Source organism: Domibacillus iocasae, from assembly GCF_001750285.1.
Classification (GTDB): Bacteria; Bacillota; Bacilli; order Bacillales; family Domibacillaceae; genus Domibacillus; species Domibacillus iocasae.
In genome coordinates, this window is the sequence record NZ_MAMP01000001.1 from 78,769 (window position 1) to 94,114 (window position 15,346).

Here is a 15,346-nt window from a genome sequence, read left to right on the forward strand (position 1 = left end):
GTGCACAAAAAAGCGCACAAATACCGATAAACGCACACGCAAGCGAATTAAATGAAAGAAGTGTGCCCATCTGAAAGGCATCGAGCTCAAAATCGGCTTGAATACGCGGCATTGCCGGTCCTTTTACATTTTCTGAAAAGCCAAAAATAAGAAAGCCTATGAACACCGTCGCCAGCATAAAAAAGTAATTCCATTCCATTTCATTTTTTTAGTTCCTTTAAAAAATCAGCATATATCCGATGCCCATCATGCCGAGCGTCAGACCTGTCATTACAAGAAGCAGTTTGAGTTCCGGTGTGAACCGTTCTTTTTTCGCCTGGACGGTCGCTGGAACAGCCTCGTTCTCTCTGCTGCGAAGCTCGTCCGCTTCTCTCTTTAAATAATCGTCCGGCGGCGTTCCATTTAAAAGCATATCGATGAGTGATTTTTTCATGTAATCCTCTTCTTTCCACCCTTTTCCGCATTATATCAAAACATCCGCAGCAAAATCACTGCGGATGTTTAATCTCTATTTGGGTGGTTACGATGTCTTCTTCACCCGGCTGCAACACGCGTAATCCGGTCACATCAGGCGGAATATTCATGTTAAATGCATTTGTTATGCATGTATACGGTTCGGGGCAAAGAAAACCTTCACGCCCGTTTCCGTTATAAACGACCCAATGCTTAAACGAAGAATCAGTCCGGTACGTGACCGTACGACCCGCTTCTTTGTTATGTATGATCGCTTCATTTTCCTGCTCAACAGCAGCAAATGCGTCATCCAGCGGCACGCCCTGTAAATTTTTATGCCGGAGCGGCTCACCTGGCACTTGTTCGCCCGTCGGAATCGCTTCTTCACTTAACGTCCACTGGCTTTTTTTCGTTAAAGAAAAGGTAGATACAGTTTCGTCAAATTGAAAAGCAGTATGATAGCCGATTCCCCAAGGAAATGGCTCGCTGCCATTATTTTTCACAATAGCTCGCTGGCGTAAAACAGCGCCATCGAGTTCATACGTTAAATGAATGGACGCATCCTTATAAATTTCCGGCTCATAAAGCCCAATCGCTGTTTCAATCGTGATGAGGCCATTCTCTTCTTTTTGTGCTGTTACGTCCCACGGCTGATCATACACAAAACCGTGAATATGATGTTTGCCTATTTCATTGATCGGAAATTCATGGGTGACATTGTTAAACGTAAACGTTCCGCCTTCGATTCGGTTCGGCGGAAACAACACTGGAATGCCGTGCAAAATCGGGCTCTCTTTTAACGCCGCAAAAGAAGCCGGTTTAACGAGCAATTCCTGTCCTGTTTTCAAATCAACCAATGAAATGACATTGCTTCCGAACGACGGGATGAGAAGCAATTGAAGATGATCGTTAGACGCTTGAATCGCCTCAATGCCATCAAATAGTACGTGCTCAATCATAAGAAAACCCCTTTACGAGCGAAATGACTGCAGTTGTTCGTTAATGTCCTTTGTTTGATCATACACTCTCTGATAAATAGAAAACAATGATCGATATTGCTTTGCCCGTTCCGAATCCGGTTTAAACGTCTGTCCTTCTTTAATGAATACATTTGAGCACTGTTCGAGAGAATCAAATATTCCGCTTCCGGCCGCCGCAATCATCGCAGCGCCCATCGCCGGCCCTTGTTCGTTTTGTAGCTTCACAACTTTCGCATCGAAAATATCCGCCTGCATTTGCAGCCATACATCATTCTTCGCTCCGCAGCCGATTGAAATCACCGTATCGACCATTTTCCCTTCATTTCGGAACATTTCAATAGATTCCTGTAAAGAGAACGTAATACCTTCCAAGACGTCTCTCGCAAAATGGGCTCTCGTATGGATACTGTCAATGCCAATGAAACTTGCCTGGATGACTGAATCCGGATGAGGCGTCCTCTCACCAATTAAATAAGGAGTATATAGGAGCCCGCCAGCGCCCGGTGGAATGGCCCCAACCTCTGCCAGCATCTCATCTTTAGCTCCCTAGCAAATATTGATTCAAGATTGTTTTTAAATTTCCCTGCCGACCTGAACAATTTTGAATTTGGCTGTTTTCAAGTGCATATTTTTCAAGCGAGCGGAAATCAACGCGCCCTTTCTTTCGCATAATTCAAATGACGCTTCAACCCGTGCTTTGGCCAAGCGGCGGCTTTTACAGGAGGTTATTCATTATGAATGTCCGCTTCGATATATGTTACGCGTTTCTCCCTTCGTCCCTTGGAAAAAATGCGCCAGCACTTGGCGCATGTTCGATGATGATTGAACCGTTTACTAATGGCATTACAGCATAAATCAAGTTGGCGCGACTTTTATATTATTGCTCCCTCCTACTAACACAGTATCGTGCCTTTTTTGATGAAGTGTGCCATCACTCCAAGAAATGCCGCTATCACGGCATAAGAAAAGAGAGACAGGGGATGTCTCTCTTTTTTACATATCTTCTATTACAATATAAGCGGCTTTCACCGGTCCATGCACGCCAACCACGAGGTTCATTTCGATGTCGGCGGAATTGCTTGGACCGGTGATGAAATTAATGCACGAAGGAATAGTTTCCCCGGCCTGGACGCGGCGGGAAATTTCTTGCGCTGCCTGCGTCATGCGCGGCACAATCGTACTTTTCGGGATAATCGCAATATATTTATGCGGCAGCAAACTGATAGAACGGCCTTTTCCTGCACCGGAAAATAAAACGACTGTGCCGGATTCCGCAAGTGTTATGTCACTGAACGTAATGCCGACATTCGCCCGCTCCGCTTCCGCTACATTTTTCTTCCCGCGGGCAGCATTCCATTCGTTTACTTCAATGTTGCGGGCCGGCCAGGCTTCGTTGATCAATCCATCGAGACCAAATTCAATGAAACGCGGGTCCTGCCAAATTGAAACCGGTCCGCCTCCATATAAGTTCACAGTCGCTTCCAGTACGTCTGCCAATTTGCTGCCGTTCGTTTCAATAAGTTCGGTATGAATAAGCTGGCACTGGTCGCGAAACACGGTCATCAGTTCATCCGGTGTTTTATCCGTCAGCGTTTTATCCTGCGGGCGGAACTGCCAGTTGCGCTCCGGCTTCACGCTTGTATTGCGGCTGCGGCCAAGCTGCGCAGCTACATTGTTTAAAAAAGAATCACGGTTGTGGATCATTGGTTCCCGCCTCCTTTTTCATGTTCTTTAAACCAGTCGCGGAACCGTTCTTTGTTCGGCGCTGGGAATTCGCGGATTTCGGTCCACGCTTTCAGCGGTCCCGGGCCGTTTGAAATACGGTCGTTTTTCGTAAACGGCTTCATCATAGCAGAGGCCATTTTGGAACCAGCCGCATACATTGGGTTCGATGCCGCTCCAAGCCCGAACGCTTTCATCGCCAATTTTTCTGAAATCGGCGCGCGCCCTTCCCGCTCGACAATAACTTGCCGGTGCTTATGCAGCAGCTCATGAAGCGGAATTTTCACCGGGCAGGCGTCTGTACAAGCTGCGCATAAAGTAGAGGCGTAAGGCAAATCTTTGAAGTCATCATAACCGCCAAGAAGCGGTGTGAGAACAGCACCAATTGGTCCTGGATAAATCGAGTTGTATGAATGCCCGCCGATGTGGCGGTACACCGGGCAGACGTTAATGCACGCCGCGCAGCGAATGCATTGCAGCACAGACTGGAATTCCGTACCTAAGATTTTCGAACGCCCGTTATCTACGATGACAAGATGGAATTCTTCCGGTCCGTCAGCGTCTCCTTCCTCGCGAGGACCGGAAAGTGCTGTAATGTAGCTTGTTAATTTCTGCCCGACTGCACTGCGTGTCAGCAGGCTCACAAGCACGTCGAATTCTTCAAATGTCGGCACAATCCGCTCCATGCCCATTACCGTAATTTGCGTTTTCGGCAGGTCTGATACAAGACCCGCGTTTCCTTCGTTTGTCACAAGTCCCACAGATCCAGACTCCGCGATCGCAAAGTTGCAGCCGGTGATGCCGATGTCCGCTGTTAAAAATTCCTGGCGAAGCTTTTTACGAGCGTGAAGCGCCAGTTCTTCCGGTTTGGATGTCAGCTTATACTCCAGTTTTTCCGTAAACACATCTCGAATTTGTTCCTTGTTTTTATGCAGGGCCGGTGTGACAATATGAGATGGTGGATCATGCTCATCAAGCTGTAAAATGTACTCGCCGAGATCCGTTTCGATCACTTCGCACCCTTCATCTTCTAAAATTTGATTTAAGCCGATTTCTTCTGTGACCATGGATTTGGCTTTAACCACTTTTTTGCCGTTTTTCGCATTTACGACTTCACGCACATACGCATTCGCTTCGTCCGCCGTTTCGGCAAAAAACACGTGCCCGCCGCGCTTTTGAACGTTTTCCGTTAATTCATGTAAATAATAATCGAGGTTATCTAACACGTGCTTGCGGATTTCTTCCCCGTGCGAGCGCCATTCTTCCCAGTTGCCGAGTTCCTCTGCCGCATCAAGACGTCGCGTGCGGAGCCGTTCCTGCGCGCCAGCCACTGCTCCGCGCATAAACGTATCTTCCAGGTTTTTATTAACGTTATCTTTAAATTTGCCTTCACCGATTTTCATTGCCATATTGTTCTCCCCCTTACCGGCTGTTTAACACTTCCGCGATGTGCATCACGCGGATCGGTTTTCCTCTTCGTTCAATCCGGCCTCCAATATTCATTAAGCAGCCACCATCTGCGCCAATTAAAAAATCTGCTTTCGTTTTTTCTGCTGAATCGACTTTTTCATCGACCATCTGCTCGGAAATATTGCCCATCTTCACTGAGAATGTTCCGCCAAATCCACAGCAATTATGAGCATTTGGCAGCGGCTCAAACTGAAGTCCCTCAACGTTTTGAAGCAATGTCATCGGCGCATCTTTTACGCCGAGAAGGCGCGTCATGTGGCACGATGGATGGTACGTCGCTATGCCGCTCAGCTTTGCCCCGACATTTTCCACTTTTAGCACATCAACGATAAATTCAGTCAGCTCATATGTTTTCGCAGCCAATTTTTCCGCACGCGGACGCCAAATGGGATCATCGTGAAAGATGTGCTGATATTCCTTGAACATCGTTGCACATGAACCGGATGGCGTTACAACGACTTCCGCGTTTTCAAATGTCGCAATCATTTTTTTCATCGCATCTTTTGATTCTTCTACATAGCCTGAGTTATATGCCGGCTGGCCACAGCACACCTGCCCCATTGGAAATTCAATATCACAGCCGAGCCGTTCAAGCACTTCTACTGTTGCTTTGCCCACATCCGCTTGAAACATATCGACGATACATGTAATAAAAAGCGTAACCTTCACGTTGCTCACCCCATAAAAGTAAGGTCATCTGATGACCTGTACAATTTGTTTATTTTTAATGATACTACAAACGCTTACAAACTTTCAAACAATTTTTTCACAGAAAAAACCAGCGAAATTCCGCTGGTTTCAGATGGATGTTAATGAGTGTCCATATAATTGCGAAGAACGATTTCGACATAGTCTAAATGTGTGTTCATTGCTTTTCTTGCCTGTTTTGCATCTCTACTTTCAATCGCCTGCAAAATTGCTTCATGCTGGACATTCAGCTGATCCACTGTTGCCGTTTCCTCATACAAACAAAGGCGCCTTGTTTCACGCATTGACTCTGCTGTCATATCCGAGACATGGTGCATAAGGCTTGAGAGAAGACTATTTCCAGCTGCCTCCGCGATAGCCAAATGAAAGGCAAGGTCCGCTTTCTCACCGAGCTCAGGATCAGCAGAATATTTCACCATATCCCTTACAGCCAGCTGCATTGCGTTTAAGTCGTCCAGTGTACGCCGTTCGGCGGCTGACGCAGCAATACCGGTTTCAAGAATTTTGCGTACCTCCATTAAACTCTTTAAATCATCGCTGTTCATAAGAAGCGCACTTTGCAGAGGAAACGCGATGCCCGCTGCTTCAAATGACTTCACATATGTGCCTTCTCCCTGACGCATTTCAATGAGCCCCATTGCACGAAGTGATGTGAGCGCTTCCCGAATAGCAGAACGGCCGACTTGAAAGCTTTCAGCAAGCCGCTGTACAGAATCAAGCTTTTCGCCCGGCTTTAAGTCACCGGAACGAATGGATTCAAGTAGTGTGTCAGCTACTTCTTCATATATTTTTTTTGGTTTAATTTGCTTATATTTCAACGAATGCTCACCTCTTTCTTTTATTATAAACATAAATATGTAAAATTTTTATTGATTTTTGGAAAAGGTTCAAATTATAATCAAAACAGGTCATCTGATGACCAACCCATTTTTTTGAAATCGCTTACTCTGGGAGGGACGTTCACAACTATGAATCTATTAACATTGTCATTGATTGCCATTGTGCCTATTATTACGATTTTAATTTTTCTCGTCTTTTTAAATTGGCCAGCATCGCGTGCCATGCCAATTGCACTTGTTGTCACAGCGCTTATCGCTATGTTCGTTTGGGGAACAGATGGCAGTATTGTCGCCGGTGCTGCATTTAATGGACTTATTACAGCACTTGAAGTTATTTTTATCGTATTTGGTGCTGTACTGCTTTTAAATACCGTAAAAGAAAGCGGTGCCATTAATACGATTCGCCGCGGTTTCACCAGCATTTCACCAGATCGCCGCATTCAGGCAATTATTATCGCCTGGCTGTTCGGCGCATTTATTGAAGGCGCCGCTGGATACGGGACACCAGCTGCTGTTGCCGCACCGCTTCTTGTTGCTATAGGATTCCCGGCGATGGCCGCTGTTATGGCAGCTTTGATCATTCAAAGTACACCCGTTTCATTTGGTGCAGTTGGAACACCCATTCAAATTGGTGTTAATACAGGATTGACGGATCAGCCGCTTGTTCTTTCATCTCTGGAAGGAGCAGGAATGAACTATGCTGATTATTTGCTTCAAATCACAACAAACGTTGCGCTTCTTCATGCTGTTATTGGGGTCCTCATTCCCTTATTCGTTGTTGTTATGCTTACACGCTTTTTCGGTCCGAATAAATCGTTCCGTGAAGGCCTGAAAGTATGGAAATTCGCTTTGTTTGCAGGTATTGCATTTACGGTTCCTTATTATTTTATCGGTCTTTTGCTGGGACCGGAATTTCCGTCATTACTCGGCGCTTTGATTGCGATGCTTATTGTGGTTCCAGCCGCTCGAAAAGGGCTGTTTATGCCGGCATCTGATGACCTATTCGATTTTCCGCCGCGCAGCAAATGGGAAGAAGACTGGTTTGGGGCACTCAACCATGAACCCGAAAAAGAAGAAGGATCACAGCGCACGATTTCAATGGCCATGTCGTGGCTCCCGTATGTTCTTGTCGCGGGATTGCTTGTTGCCTCTCGTATAATCGAACCGTTTACTTCTTTATTGAAAGCGCCTGCACTTGTGTTTGAGAATACGTTTGGGTCCGGGATTACAACCACCTCAACGCCACTTTTCTTACCAGGCTTTATTTTTATTGTTGTTTCGGTTTTAACATTTTTCCTGCACCGCATGAAGCCAGCCACTTATACAAACGCATGGAAAAGTTCGCTTAAAACAGCTGCTTCTGCCGGACTGGCCCTTATTTTTGCCGTACCGATGATTAAGATTTTCTTAAATACGTCTTTAGCATCAGACAAAGTGTCTGCTGCTACGGAAGCACTTGCCGGCCAAAATATGCCGCTTGTGCTCGCAGAAAGTGTATCTGTCGTTGCCGGTGACTTTTGGCCGATTGTAGCGCCGGCTGTTGGTGCACTTGGCGCATTTATTGCTGGAAGCAACACATTCAGCAATATGATGTTCTCTCTTTTCCAATTTGGAGCAGCTGGTAATATTGGTCTTGATGTGCAGCAATCGGGTTTTGTGGTTGCGCTTCAGGCAGTCGGTGGTGCAGCTGGCAATATGGTCTGCGTCCATAACGTCGTTGCGGCGTCTGCGACTGTTGGACTGGTCGGCAAAGAAGGTGCACTGATCAGACGAGTTTTATTGCCGCTGACCTACTATTTGCTCGCAGCCGGCTTCCTCGGCATGGCACTTATTCACGGAACAATCAATGTATGGCTGATTATTTATGCGGTCATTGTGATCGCTTATCTTGCCCGTTTAATGACAGCGAAAAATGGCTTAACAACGGCCGTTCTTCGCTAAAAAATCCGCCCCGGTCTTTTGAGCCAGGGCGGATTTTTCATTCACGCTTTGCATACCAATCATAAAATGCGCCTGCCACAGAAACCGGTACATCCATCATGGCAGCATAATGGACGGGTTTTGCCCGGTTGGCAATACGGATCGTCGACAAATTCCACTTTTGCTGCAGCAACCCTTCTTTCACATCGATTTCCTGTATTTTCTCACGATTTGTGACCAGCAGTTCTGTTGAGAAAATCCCAGATTTTATTTGCAAAAAGGAACCATTGATCAAATAACGCGCCCGCTTAAATTCAAGCCATCTGCCAAACAACAGCAGCATAAGCAGGATCGGCGAAGCGTACCAATAAACCGGCTGCCACCAAAGCAGTATAATTGTAGTAATAATCCATAGATAACTTGGCCGCATGAGCTTAATCCAGAGCGCATTGCGTGGAAGCTGTTCCATTTCCATTTTTATTTTGTATTCTGGAAGCAGTTCTTCCACGATACGTGCTGCTTCCTTCACCGGTAAAAATGGAAACAATGAATTTGTTCCAAGCTCTTCTTCTCCTACGTTTCCGGCGCTGATCAACTCAACCTCAACCAGCCCAAACCACTGTTTTAACAGCGATTGCTTCCATTTCACCGCCTGTACTTTTTCTTTTGTTATCGTAAAAAGCGTTTCATTTAATACACCTTTTTTCAAATAAATCCGTTCATCATCCGACATAATTCCGAAGTTTCCATAACGCAAATATGTCGTAATGATGCCAGCAGCTGCACCGAATATAAAAAGAGCGAAAATAATCGGAATGAGCAGCCAAAGCGCCGCCATTACATAATCAGCCACTTCGCGTGTCAATCCACCCAGTTTAAAGAAGTCATCCATTGTGAAATAAACGGAAGCGAGAATCGGAATAATCGTAAAAAAACTTAATGAAGTAAATGATGCTTTGAAAAGCTCGCGGTTTGTCACCTTAAAGTGAATCCTTCGTATATCCTGTTCTATTTCTCCTTTCAGCATCCCTTCAATGCGGTCTGCTTCTTTTAACAGGATCATGTCAAGCTTTACAGATGCTTCGTCGCCGCCTGTTTCAAGCGATAGAGAGGTCATGCGGAACAGCTTGTAAAAAAAGGATGTGTGCCGGTGAGCATTTTGAATACGTTCAAGCGGTACGTGCCGTTCCGACTTTACAAAAATACCATTGTGCACATGCAGCGTCTGCTCTCGAAACTCATACCGGAACGTCCACCACGTTAAAACTGCTCCAATCATACTGATGAGAATAAAAGCGAAAAAACCATATCGTCCCCAAATGACCCACTTCGCTTCAGAAGCCGAATGAATAACAAATAAAAAGATGGCAGGAAAAAATAAATTTTTCAACAGGTGAATGATTGAAAAAAGAACCCGGACGGGGTGAAGGCGCTTTTTCATCTTATTCCCCGTCCTTTACTTGCGCGAGCCTGGCAATTTGCTCTCTCAGTTCAAACGCTTCTTTTTCAGAAATCGCCGGTATGTTATGGGTTGAAGCCATCGTTCCAATTTGAATATTAAATAATCCGTACTTTCGCATAATCGGTCCTTGATTGGTCGTCACATATTCTACTTTTGTCATCGGGACCAGCACACGAACATGTGTCAGCGCTCCGTGCTTCAGCTGTATATACTCTTCGCTTACGCTGTAACGCCACGTGCGCTGTAATATAGCCGGTTCTATCCCAATCGAATAAACAGCCGATAACACCGTCAGAGCAGTTAGGCCGTACAGCGCCCAGCCAAGCCAGCTCCACCAGCTAAAAAAGCTGTCCATTCCGATCAATACGGCCAAAACAAGCAAGGTAATTCCATGTCCAATCGTCCGGCTCACCCGCCACATGCGAGCAGCTTGCGGCGAGATGTGCTGTGCCGGCTCTTCTATTTCCGTTCTCATCGTTCACCCACTCCATTCATTCCTCTTCTATACGAATGAAGTGGGGTTTTGTTTCAATTAATATCTCTATCTATGTTAATTTCTATTCAGTCATTCCTCTTTCAACTGCTCTGCCCGATTTAACAAATTCAGTGTTGCTTTTTTATATAAGTTGAACAAAAGAATTTACACTTAACCGTTGAGAAAAGAATTTACACTTAACCGTTGAGAAAAGAATGGGTCATATGTATCTATTCATACTCGCTGATTTACTAAAAACCAACGGGCGGAGGGCTGGCGGCGGAGACTCCCGCGGGACGAGCGGACAGGCTGTAGCGGGCAGCGCGAAGCGGTGTTCAGCGTTCGCCCCTGTTGTTAGCCCAGCCGCCAGCCTGCAGCCCATTACCCTGCTTTTTAAAAAGGTATCCTTTCATGATAGGAATCGGAGAAAGCAAGAAGTTTAATTCAACTTATATAGTCAAATCTTTTTCCATCTAAATTTTTTCTCTCAACAGGTAAAAACAGATGAAATTATTTGAAAAATCGAGGGACTGCTGTTACTTGAAAATCATTTTCAATTAGTTGTTGACAAAAATGGAAATCCCGGTTAAGATAATACTTGTAACCGGTAATGATAATCATTATCATTTTAGCTTTACCCCACCGATTCATTGTGCATTGTTTGGCGTTCCGAATGCCCATCCGGAACGCCCCCTTTTTTGTTTATTTTTAATGTAATGTAAAGAATATGTAAAGATAGAGGGAATCAGTTTATTCGTTTTATATTCGGGAAATGGAATAGTGCTTTTCATCTTACATTTTCTGAGGAGGGTTTCGGTATGGATTCTATTTTGAAGAAAAAGTTGGTCACGGGCGGCGCAGCGGCATTTTTGGCACTTGGTGTTTTAGCAGGCTGTGGGGCTGAAGAAGAAGAAACAGATACCGGCACAGACATAGAAGAAACAGAAACAGAAGATACTGAAATGGAAGAAACAGAGACAGAAGATACTGAAACGGAAGAAGAAACGCAATAATGAATACAAAAAGCCCGGATCATTACGTGATTCGGGCTTTATAACCTTTAATCCATAATAATCTGTCTCATTTATTTTCCAAATCCCAGATGCGCAAGCGCCTGGGGCAGGCCATGAAATGTTTTTATTTGACTGAAGTTTAAGCCTAAATGAATCGCTGTTTGAGCTATTTCCGGGCGGATGCCTGACAGCACCGCTTGAACACCAAGCAGCCGAAGTGATTGTGTTAATTGAAACAGCTGATTGGCTCCAAAAGTGTCAATGTTGTTCATGCCAGAAAGATCCATCACGAGGTGTGTTACTTTTTTTTGCGTGCATTTCACCGGAACGGATTCGAACAAAGAGGCTGCCCTTCTTTCATCCATAATACCAATTAACGGAAGTACAGCGATGCCTTTTGACACAGGAATAATCGGCGAGTCTATTTCCTCAATCAGCTTTTCCTGCCCTCTTAGCCGACTGCGTGTCAGCCGGTAATACTGTGTGGAGAATTCGCTGATAAGCGTATCCAAAATCGGATGATAAATAGCGCTCCAGCGTAATACATCCTTTTTATCAATTTCTTCATGAACAAGGCTGTACTGTGTGATAAATTCCCATATGAGGTTTCTCGTTTTATTAATAGCTGCAATGACTTCATAGATCGGTGTATCCCACTCAAGCCTGCTTCTGACCACAATTTCCGTCCACTGATGTAAATTTTGATCAAACAGATCTTGATCAGCCAGAAATCCGCTCCCAATTGTCTCGATGGTAAAAAGGTGCTGCTCCCTTAGCTTTTTTTCAATAGCTAAGTCCACATTTTTTGCGTAAACAGACCCGTCCATTTTTTGTCGTGTATCAAACCATTTTTTGCTTATTTCAGCTGCTTTCGCGTTGATTTCTTCATAAAGTGCCCGGTCTTTTCGATCCATTCCCTCACCCCTCAATACCATCGCCTCTTTCCTTATTATACCACTTCCCCCTTAAAAGTGAACGTTAATCAAATAACCAAAAAAGACGGCTGACATGTCGTATGCTATACTGAAAAGAAAAAGGACGGATGCATGATGGACATTACCATTACACCGGCAGCAGCCGAAAAAATACATGCGTTAAAAAACCGTGAAAACGGCATTCTTAAACTAAAGTGGGATACAGAAGGAAATGGCTGTGTGCTCAATGGCATTCCGACACTTTGGTATGTCAACGAGGCGGATGCTGATCACGATGTGCTGCTTGAAACAAATGAAATGCCAATCTTAGTGGAAAAACCGAAAATGGTTTTTTACGACGAAGAAGTGAAAATTGACTATTCACAGGAAGCGGGTATGTTTCAGTTAAAAAGCCCAAACCAAATCTTGAATGGACGCATGGCGTTTCGGAATAAATAAGATAGAGCGGCTGCTTCTTAAGCAGACCGCTTTTTTACTGCGTTGATTTTAACTGGGTGACAACAATTTCCGGCCGATTAAAAATGCGCTGTGGCGCCATACTGTTGCCAAGGCCGCGGTTGACGATCATTGTTGAGGAATCTATTGTGTGGGCGCCAGCTGTATAGTCCGGGAAAAACCCCTGTCCCGGCGCAAATAATCCGCCAACGAATGGAATACGGATTTGCCCCCCATGTGCGTGGCCGGTAAACGTTAAATCCATATTGGCATCTGCATAAAGGGAAAATAATTCAGGGCGATGTGAAAGCAAAATGGTGTATTGCTCTGTACTCTCCATCGTCTTCCATGCTGTCTGGAGCGCTTCTGCTGTTTCAGTTATGAGTGGATCATCAATGCCGATCAAATTGATGGTGTCACCTTCATGCTGAAGCGTCACACTTTCATTTCGCAGCACATTCACCCCCATTTCCCTCAGCCGTTTTTCTTTTTCTTCAAACACCTGCCATTCATGGTTGCCTGTCACAAAATAAACGGGGGCGATTTTCATCATTTCTTCCATCAGTGTATAACCATTTTCCTCGTCTCCCCGCCGAAGGTCAATTAAGTCTCCTGTGAAAAAAAGAACATCCGGACGCTGCGCCTTTACTTTTTCTGCCAGCACCTGTTGTTGATCGCCAAATGACTTGCTATGGAGATCCGACAGCTGGACAATCCGATACCCGTCAAAACCCGCCGGAATGTTTTGTGATTCGACTGGAATGTCTGTTACAGTCAATACATTGTTTTGAATATATGAAAACGGGATGAGCAGAATAAAGAAAAGAAGAAAAATAAAGAATCGTTTTTTGCGTAATGCTTTCACCTCGTTTGATCACCCTTTCACCCTGAACGTCATGTACGTTAACGAAAGATCGGTTTCATTGCGAACGCTTTTTCCATTCTTCTTCAAGCAAACTCATTTCCCACAGGCTCCAATACTCCTTCCCGGCTTTTCGAGCGTCACGGAGCAGCCCTTCTTTTTTAAACCCCGCTTTTTCATAGCAGGCAATGGCCGCATCGTTAAAGTCAAATACACCAAGGCTGACACGATGCAGTTTGAATGCATGAAAGGCCAGAGCCGTCACCGCTTCTATGACATGATAACCAATTCCCAGTCCGCGCATCGATTCATCTCCAACGAGCATTTTCCCGATCCGCGCCGACTCATTACGCCGATCAACTTTTAATGAAACATGTCCGACGACACGCCCGGTTTCTGTATGGATCGCTTTATACACAAAAGTGTCTGACGCCGGATGGTTCGCTTCTTTTATGTACTGTTCCAGCTGATGAGTGTGCAGCGGGAATGTAAATCCGGTACCGGCCCACTGCACCATAAAGGCCTCGGAAGGAATCCAGTTCATTAACTGGATAAAATCATTGCGGGTAAAATAAGCAAGCTGAATCATACAAATACTCCTTCCTTATGAATCGCCTGTTTCGTATTTCAATCGATAATGACCGGTAATTGGCATTTTGTAGGATGAAAGTTTAATCTCGGATGCAAAAGGCGGTGTATTGTGGATGAGATAGGGAGTCCCGTCTTTTGTTCTTTTATCCGAAATAATTCCGGCATGATCGGTTCCATCTAAGTAAAAGACCACATCTCCCGGCTGCCACTCTGCCAAATTGCCTGGATCCCCGGGAACGAGTTCCGTTGTCAAAGCTTCTGCTGTACGCTCGAAGAAAACCAGCTGATTCGGCACTCTTCTGAAGTCAATGTTTGGATCACGATTGTCTTCCACCCGCGGGTATAAAAAAGGAGCTTGCAAAATATCTTTATCCATCTGCTCTTTTAACGCCACCCCTGCTCCAGCCATTCCCCGCCAGATTACATCTGTACAAACGCCTTCTCCTTCCGGCGGATACCCGCCTTCATAATACGCACTGCGATACATCGTCCGGCTCTCCACTTCCAAGCGCGCGGCGTTTACAATATCAAGTGGATCGGGTACACCATTTTGGTTCCGGTCAGCACGAGAGTACATCTCTTCCACCTCTACTTTTTCAGTGAACGGCTGCTCCAGATGAAGTCCAAGCATATCCGGCAGCATCCCTCCGCGGAAGAAAAAAACAAACGCCAGCCCGCCCATTATGAAGACAGGAATGAAGAAAAGCACTTTTCTTTTCATGTTTTCCCCTTTGCTTTTATGTGAAAAGTCATCAGCCCTATTACGCTGAATTTCATACCGATAAAAAATTCATGCTATAATAATATCAAACAAATAATGGAATTAAAACCAAAATAAGAAAGAGATTCTTTATGGTTTCAGCTGTTTTTTTCGTTCCGTCCATTTAGTAGAATGTTTCAGATGCAAAAAAGCAGGCTTCGCATTGGAAACCCGCTTTTTAGCTTTATAAAAACCGCTTAATGGACTTGATTATTTCCGTATGAAGCCCTTCATGATACAGGCTGTATGTCAGCATTTCTTCAACGGTGGAAAGGGTCAAACCCGTTGATGTCGTCATTGGCTCGATCACTTTTTCTTCTAAACGGTGCCCGACTTCCCGTTTAATCCGTTCCGTCTGCTGCTCCAAAAGGGCCCGCAATTCATCTGTTTTTGGCAGATCACCCTGCCAGTCCGCCGGTTTTGTCCCGCGGCCAAACCAGTCATGAAACGAAACAGGCATCATCATTTCCCCTCCAGTAAAGTAAAACGCAAATCGCTCTTGTATAAGATAAATGTGGCCGAGGTTCCACTTTATATTGTTGTTGAATCGATCCGGTACGACGAGTGATGCTTCTTCGGCAATTCCCTGCACCCCTTTTAGTGTCTGACTGCGGATAAACGCTAATTGATTGAATAAAAAATGATCCACTGCGAGTCCCCCTTTTTTGCTCATTGTATTATCTGTTTCTCATAATTCGAAACGCATTGTCCGCTTTTTCAT

General features: G+C 45.0%; 17 protein-coding genes and 1 pseudogene. 3 read left to right on the plus strand and 15 right to left on the minus strand.

Going from position 1 to position 15,346, the window contains the following annotated elements; all coding sequences use genetic code 11:
- Positions 1 to 19 precede the first annotated feature (19 nt).
- The 8 genes and pseudogenes from BA724_RS00420 to BA724_RS00455 all read right to left on the minus strand — a co-directional run.
- Positions 20 to 199: pseudogene (locus BA724_RS00420) on the minus strand (MFS transporter); the annotation flags it as partial.
- An 18-nt stretch (positions 200 to 217) separates the two neighbouring features.
- Positions 218 to 433, minus strand: coding sequence for a hypothetical protein (locus BA724_RS00425; RefSeq protein WP_069936722.1), 216 nt, complete (start codon positions 431 to 433; stop codon positions 218 to 220).
- Positions 434 to 488: 55 nt separating this feature from the next.
- Complete coding sequence (locus BA724_RS00430) at positions 489 to 1,412, minus strand: aldose 1-epimerase (RefSeq protein WP_069936723.1); 924 nt, start codon at positions 1,410 to 1,412, stop codon at positions 489 to 491.
- A 12-nt stretch (positions 1,413 to 1,424) separates the two neighbouring features.
- Positions 1,425 to 1,964 (minus strand): FGGY-family carbohydrate kinase, encoded by a 540-nt coding sequence (locus BA724_RS00435; RefSeq protein WP_069936724.1) that lies wholly within the window; start codon positions 1,962 to 1,964, stop codon positions 1,425 to 1,427.
- Positions 1,965 to 2,426: 462 nt separating this feature from the next.
- A complete protein-coding gene (locus tag BA724_RS00440; protein WP_069936725.1) occupies positions 2,427 to 3,137 on the minus strand; it encodes a LutC/YkgG family protein in 711 nt (236 codons plus the stop codon).
- A complete protein-coding gene (locus BA724_RS00445; RefSeq protein WP_069936726.1) occupies positions 3,134 to 4,564 on the minus strand; it encodes a LutB/LldF family L-lactate oxidation iron-sulfur protein in 1,431 nt (476 codons plus the stop codon). Before BA724_RS00445 ends, BA724_RS00440 begins: the two co-directional genes overlap by 4 nt.
- Positions 4,565 to 4,577: 13 nt before the next feature.
- Positions 4,578 to 5,294, minus strand: coding sequence for a (Fe-S)-binding protein (locus BA724_RS00450; protein WP_069936727.1), 717 nt, complete (start codon positions 5,292 to 5,294; stop codon positions 4,578 to 4,580).
- Between the two features lie 140 nt (positions 5,295 to 5,434).
- Complete coding sequence (locus BA724_RS00455) at positions 5,435 to 6,151, minus strand: FadR/GntR family transcriptional regulator (protein WP_069936728.1); 717 nt, start codon at positions 6,149 to 6,151, stop codon at positions 5,435 to 5,437.
- Between the two features lie 150 nt (positions 6,152 to 6,301).
- Here BA724_RS00455 and BA724_RS00460 point away from each other — a divergent pair, with 150 nt between their 5' ends.
- On the plus strand, positions 6,302 to 8,113 hold the full coding sequence (locus BA724_RS00460) for an L-lactate permease (protein ID WP_069936729.1): 1,812 nt from the start codon (positions 6,302 to 6,304) through the stop codon (positions 8,111 to 8,113).
- 37 nt (positions 8,114 to 8,150) lie between these two features.
- On the opposite strand, the gene BA724_RS00465 is transcribed toward BA724_RS00460, so the two are convergent.
- Positions 8,151 to 9,533: a PH domain-containing protein gene (locus tag BA724_RS00465; RefSeq protein ID WP_069936730.1), complete on the minus strand. Its 1,383-nt coding sequence runs from the start codon at positions 9,531 to 9,533 to the stop codon at positions 8,151 to 8,153.
- Position 9,534: 1 nt separating this feature from the next.
- On the minus strand, positions 9,535 to 10,029 hold the full coding sequence (locus tag BA724_RS00470; protein WP_069936731.1) for a PH domain-containing protein: 495 nt from the start codon (positions 10,027 to 10,029) through the stop codon (positions 9,535 to 9,537).
- Between the two features lie 818 nt (positions 10,030 to 10,847).
- On the opposite strand from BA724_RS00470, the gene BA724_RS00480 reads away from it, so the two are divergent.
- A complete protein-coding gene (locus BA724_RS00480) occupies positions 10,848 to 11,042 on the plus strand; it encodes a hypothetical protein (RefSeq protein WP_069936733.1) in 195 nt (64 codons plus the stop codon).
- A 71-nt stretch (positions 11,043 to 11,113) separates the two neighbouring features.
- On the opposite strand, the gene BA724_RS00485 is transcribed toward BA724_RS00480, so the two are convergent.
- Positions 11,114 to 11,956, minus strand: a complete 843-nt coding sequence (locus BA724_RS00485) for an STAS domain-containing protein (RefSeq protein ID WP_069936734.1) — start codon at positions 11,954 to 11,956, stop codon at positions 11,114 to 11,116.
- Between the two features lie 135 nt (positions 11,957 to 12,091).
- On the opposite strand from BA724_RS00485, the gene BA724_RS00490 reads away from it, so the two are divergent.
- Positions 12,092 to 12,415: an iron-sulfur cluster biosynthesis family protein gene (locus BA724_RS00490; RefSeq protein WP_069936735.1), complete on the plus strand. Its 324-nt coding sequence runs from the start codon at positions 12,092 to 12,094 to the stop codon at positions 12,413 to 12,415.
- 34 nt (positions 12,416 to 12,449) lie between these two features.
- Here the strand turns inward: BA724_RS00490 and BA724_RS00495 are convergent, their stop codons facing one another.
- From BA724_RS00495 to BA724_RS00510, 4 genes are all read right to left on the minus strand, one after another.
- A complete protein-coding gene (locus BA724_RS00495) occupies positions 12,450 to 13,277 on the minus strand; it encodes a metallophosphoesterase (protein ID WP_069936736.1) in 828 nt (275 codons plus the stop codon).
- Between the two features lie 55 nt (positions 13,278 to 13,332).
- Entirely contained in the window at positions 13,333 to 13,863 is a 531-nt protein-coding gene (locus BA724_RS00500) for a GNAT family N-acetyltransferase (RefSeq protein ID WP_069936737.1), read from the minus strand.
- A 15-nt stretch (positions 13,864 to 13,878) separates the two neighbouring features.
- Positions 13,879 to 14,586, minus strand: coding sequence for a DUF1287 domain-containing protein (locus BA724_RS00505; RefSeq protein WP_069936738.1), 708 nt, complete (start codon positions 14,584 to 14,586; stop codon positions 13,879 to 13,881).
- 223 nt (positions 14,587 to 14,809) lie between these two features.
- Positions 14,810 to 15,274: a DinB family protein gene (locus BA724_RS00510; RefSeq protein ID WP_069936739.1), complete on the minus strand. Its 465-nt coding sequence runs from the start codon at positions 15,272 to 15,274 to the stop codon at positions 14,810 to 14,812.
- Between the last annotated feature and the right edge of the window lie 72 nt (positions 15,275 to 15,346).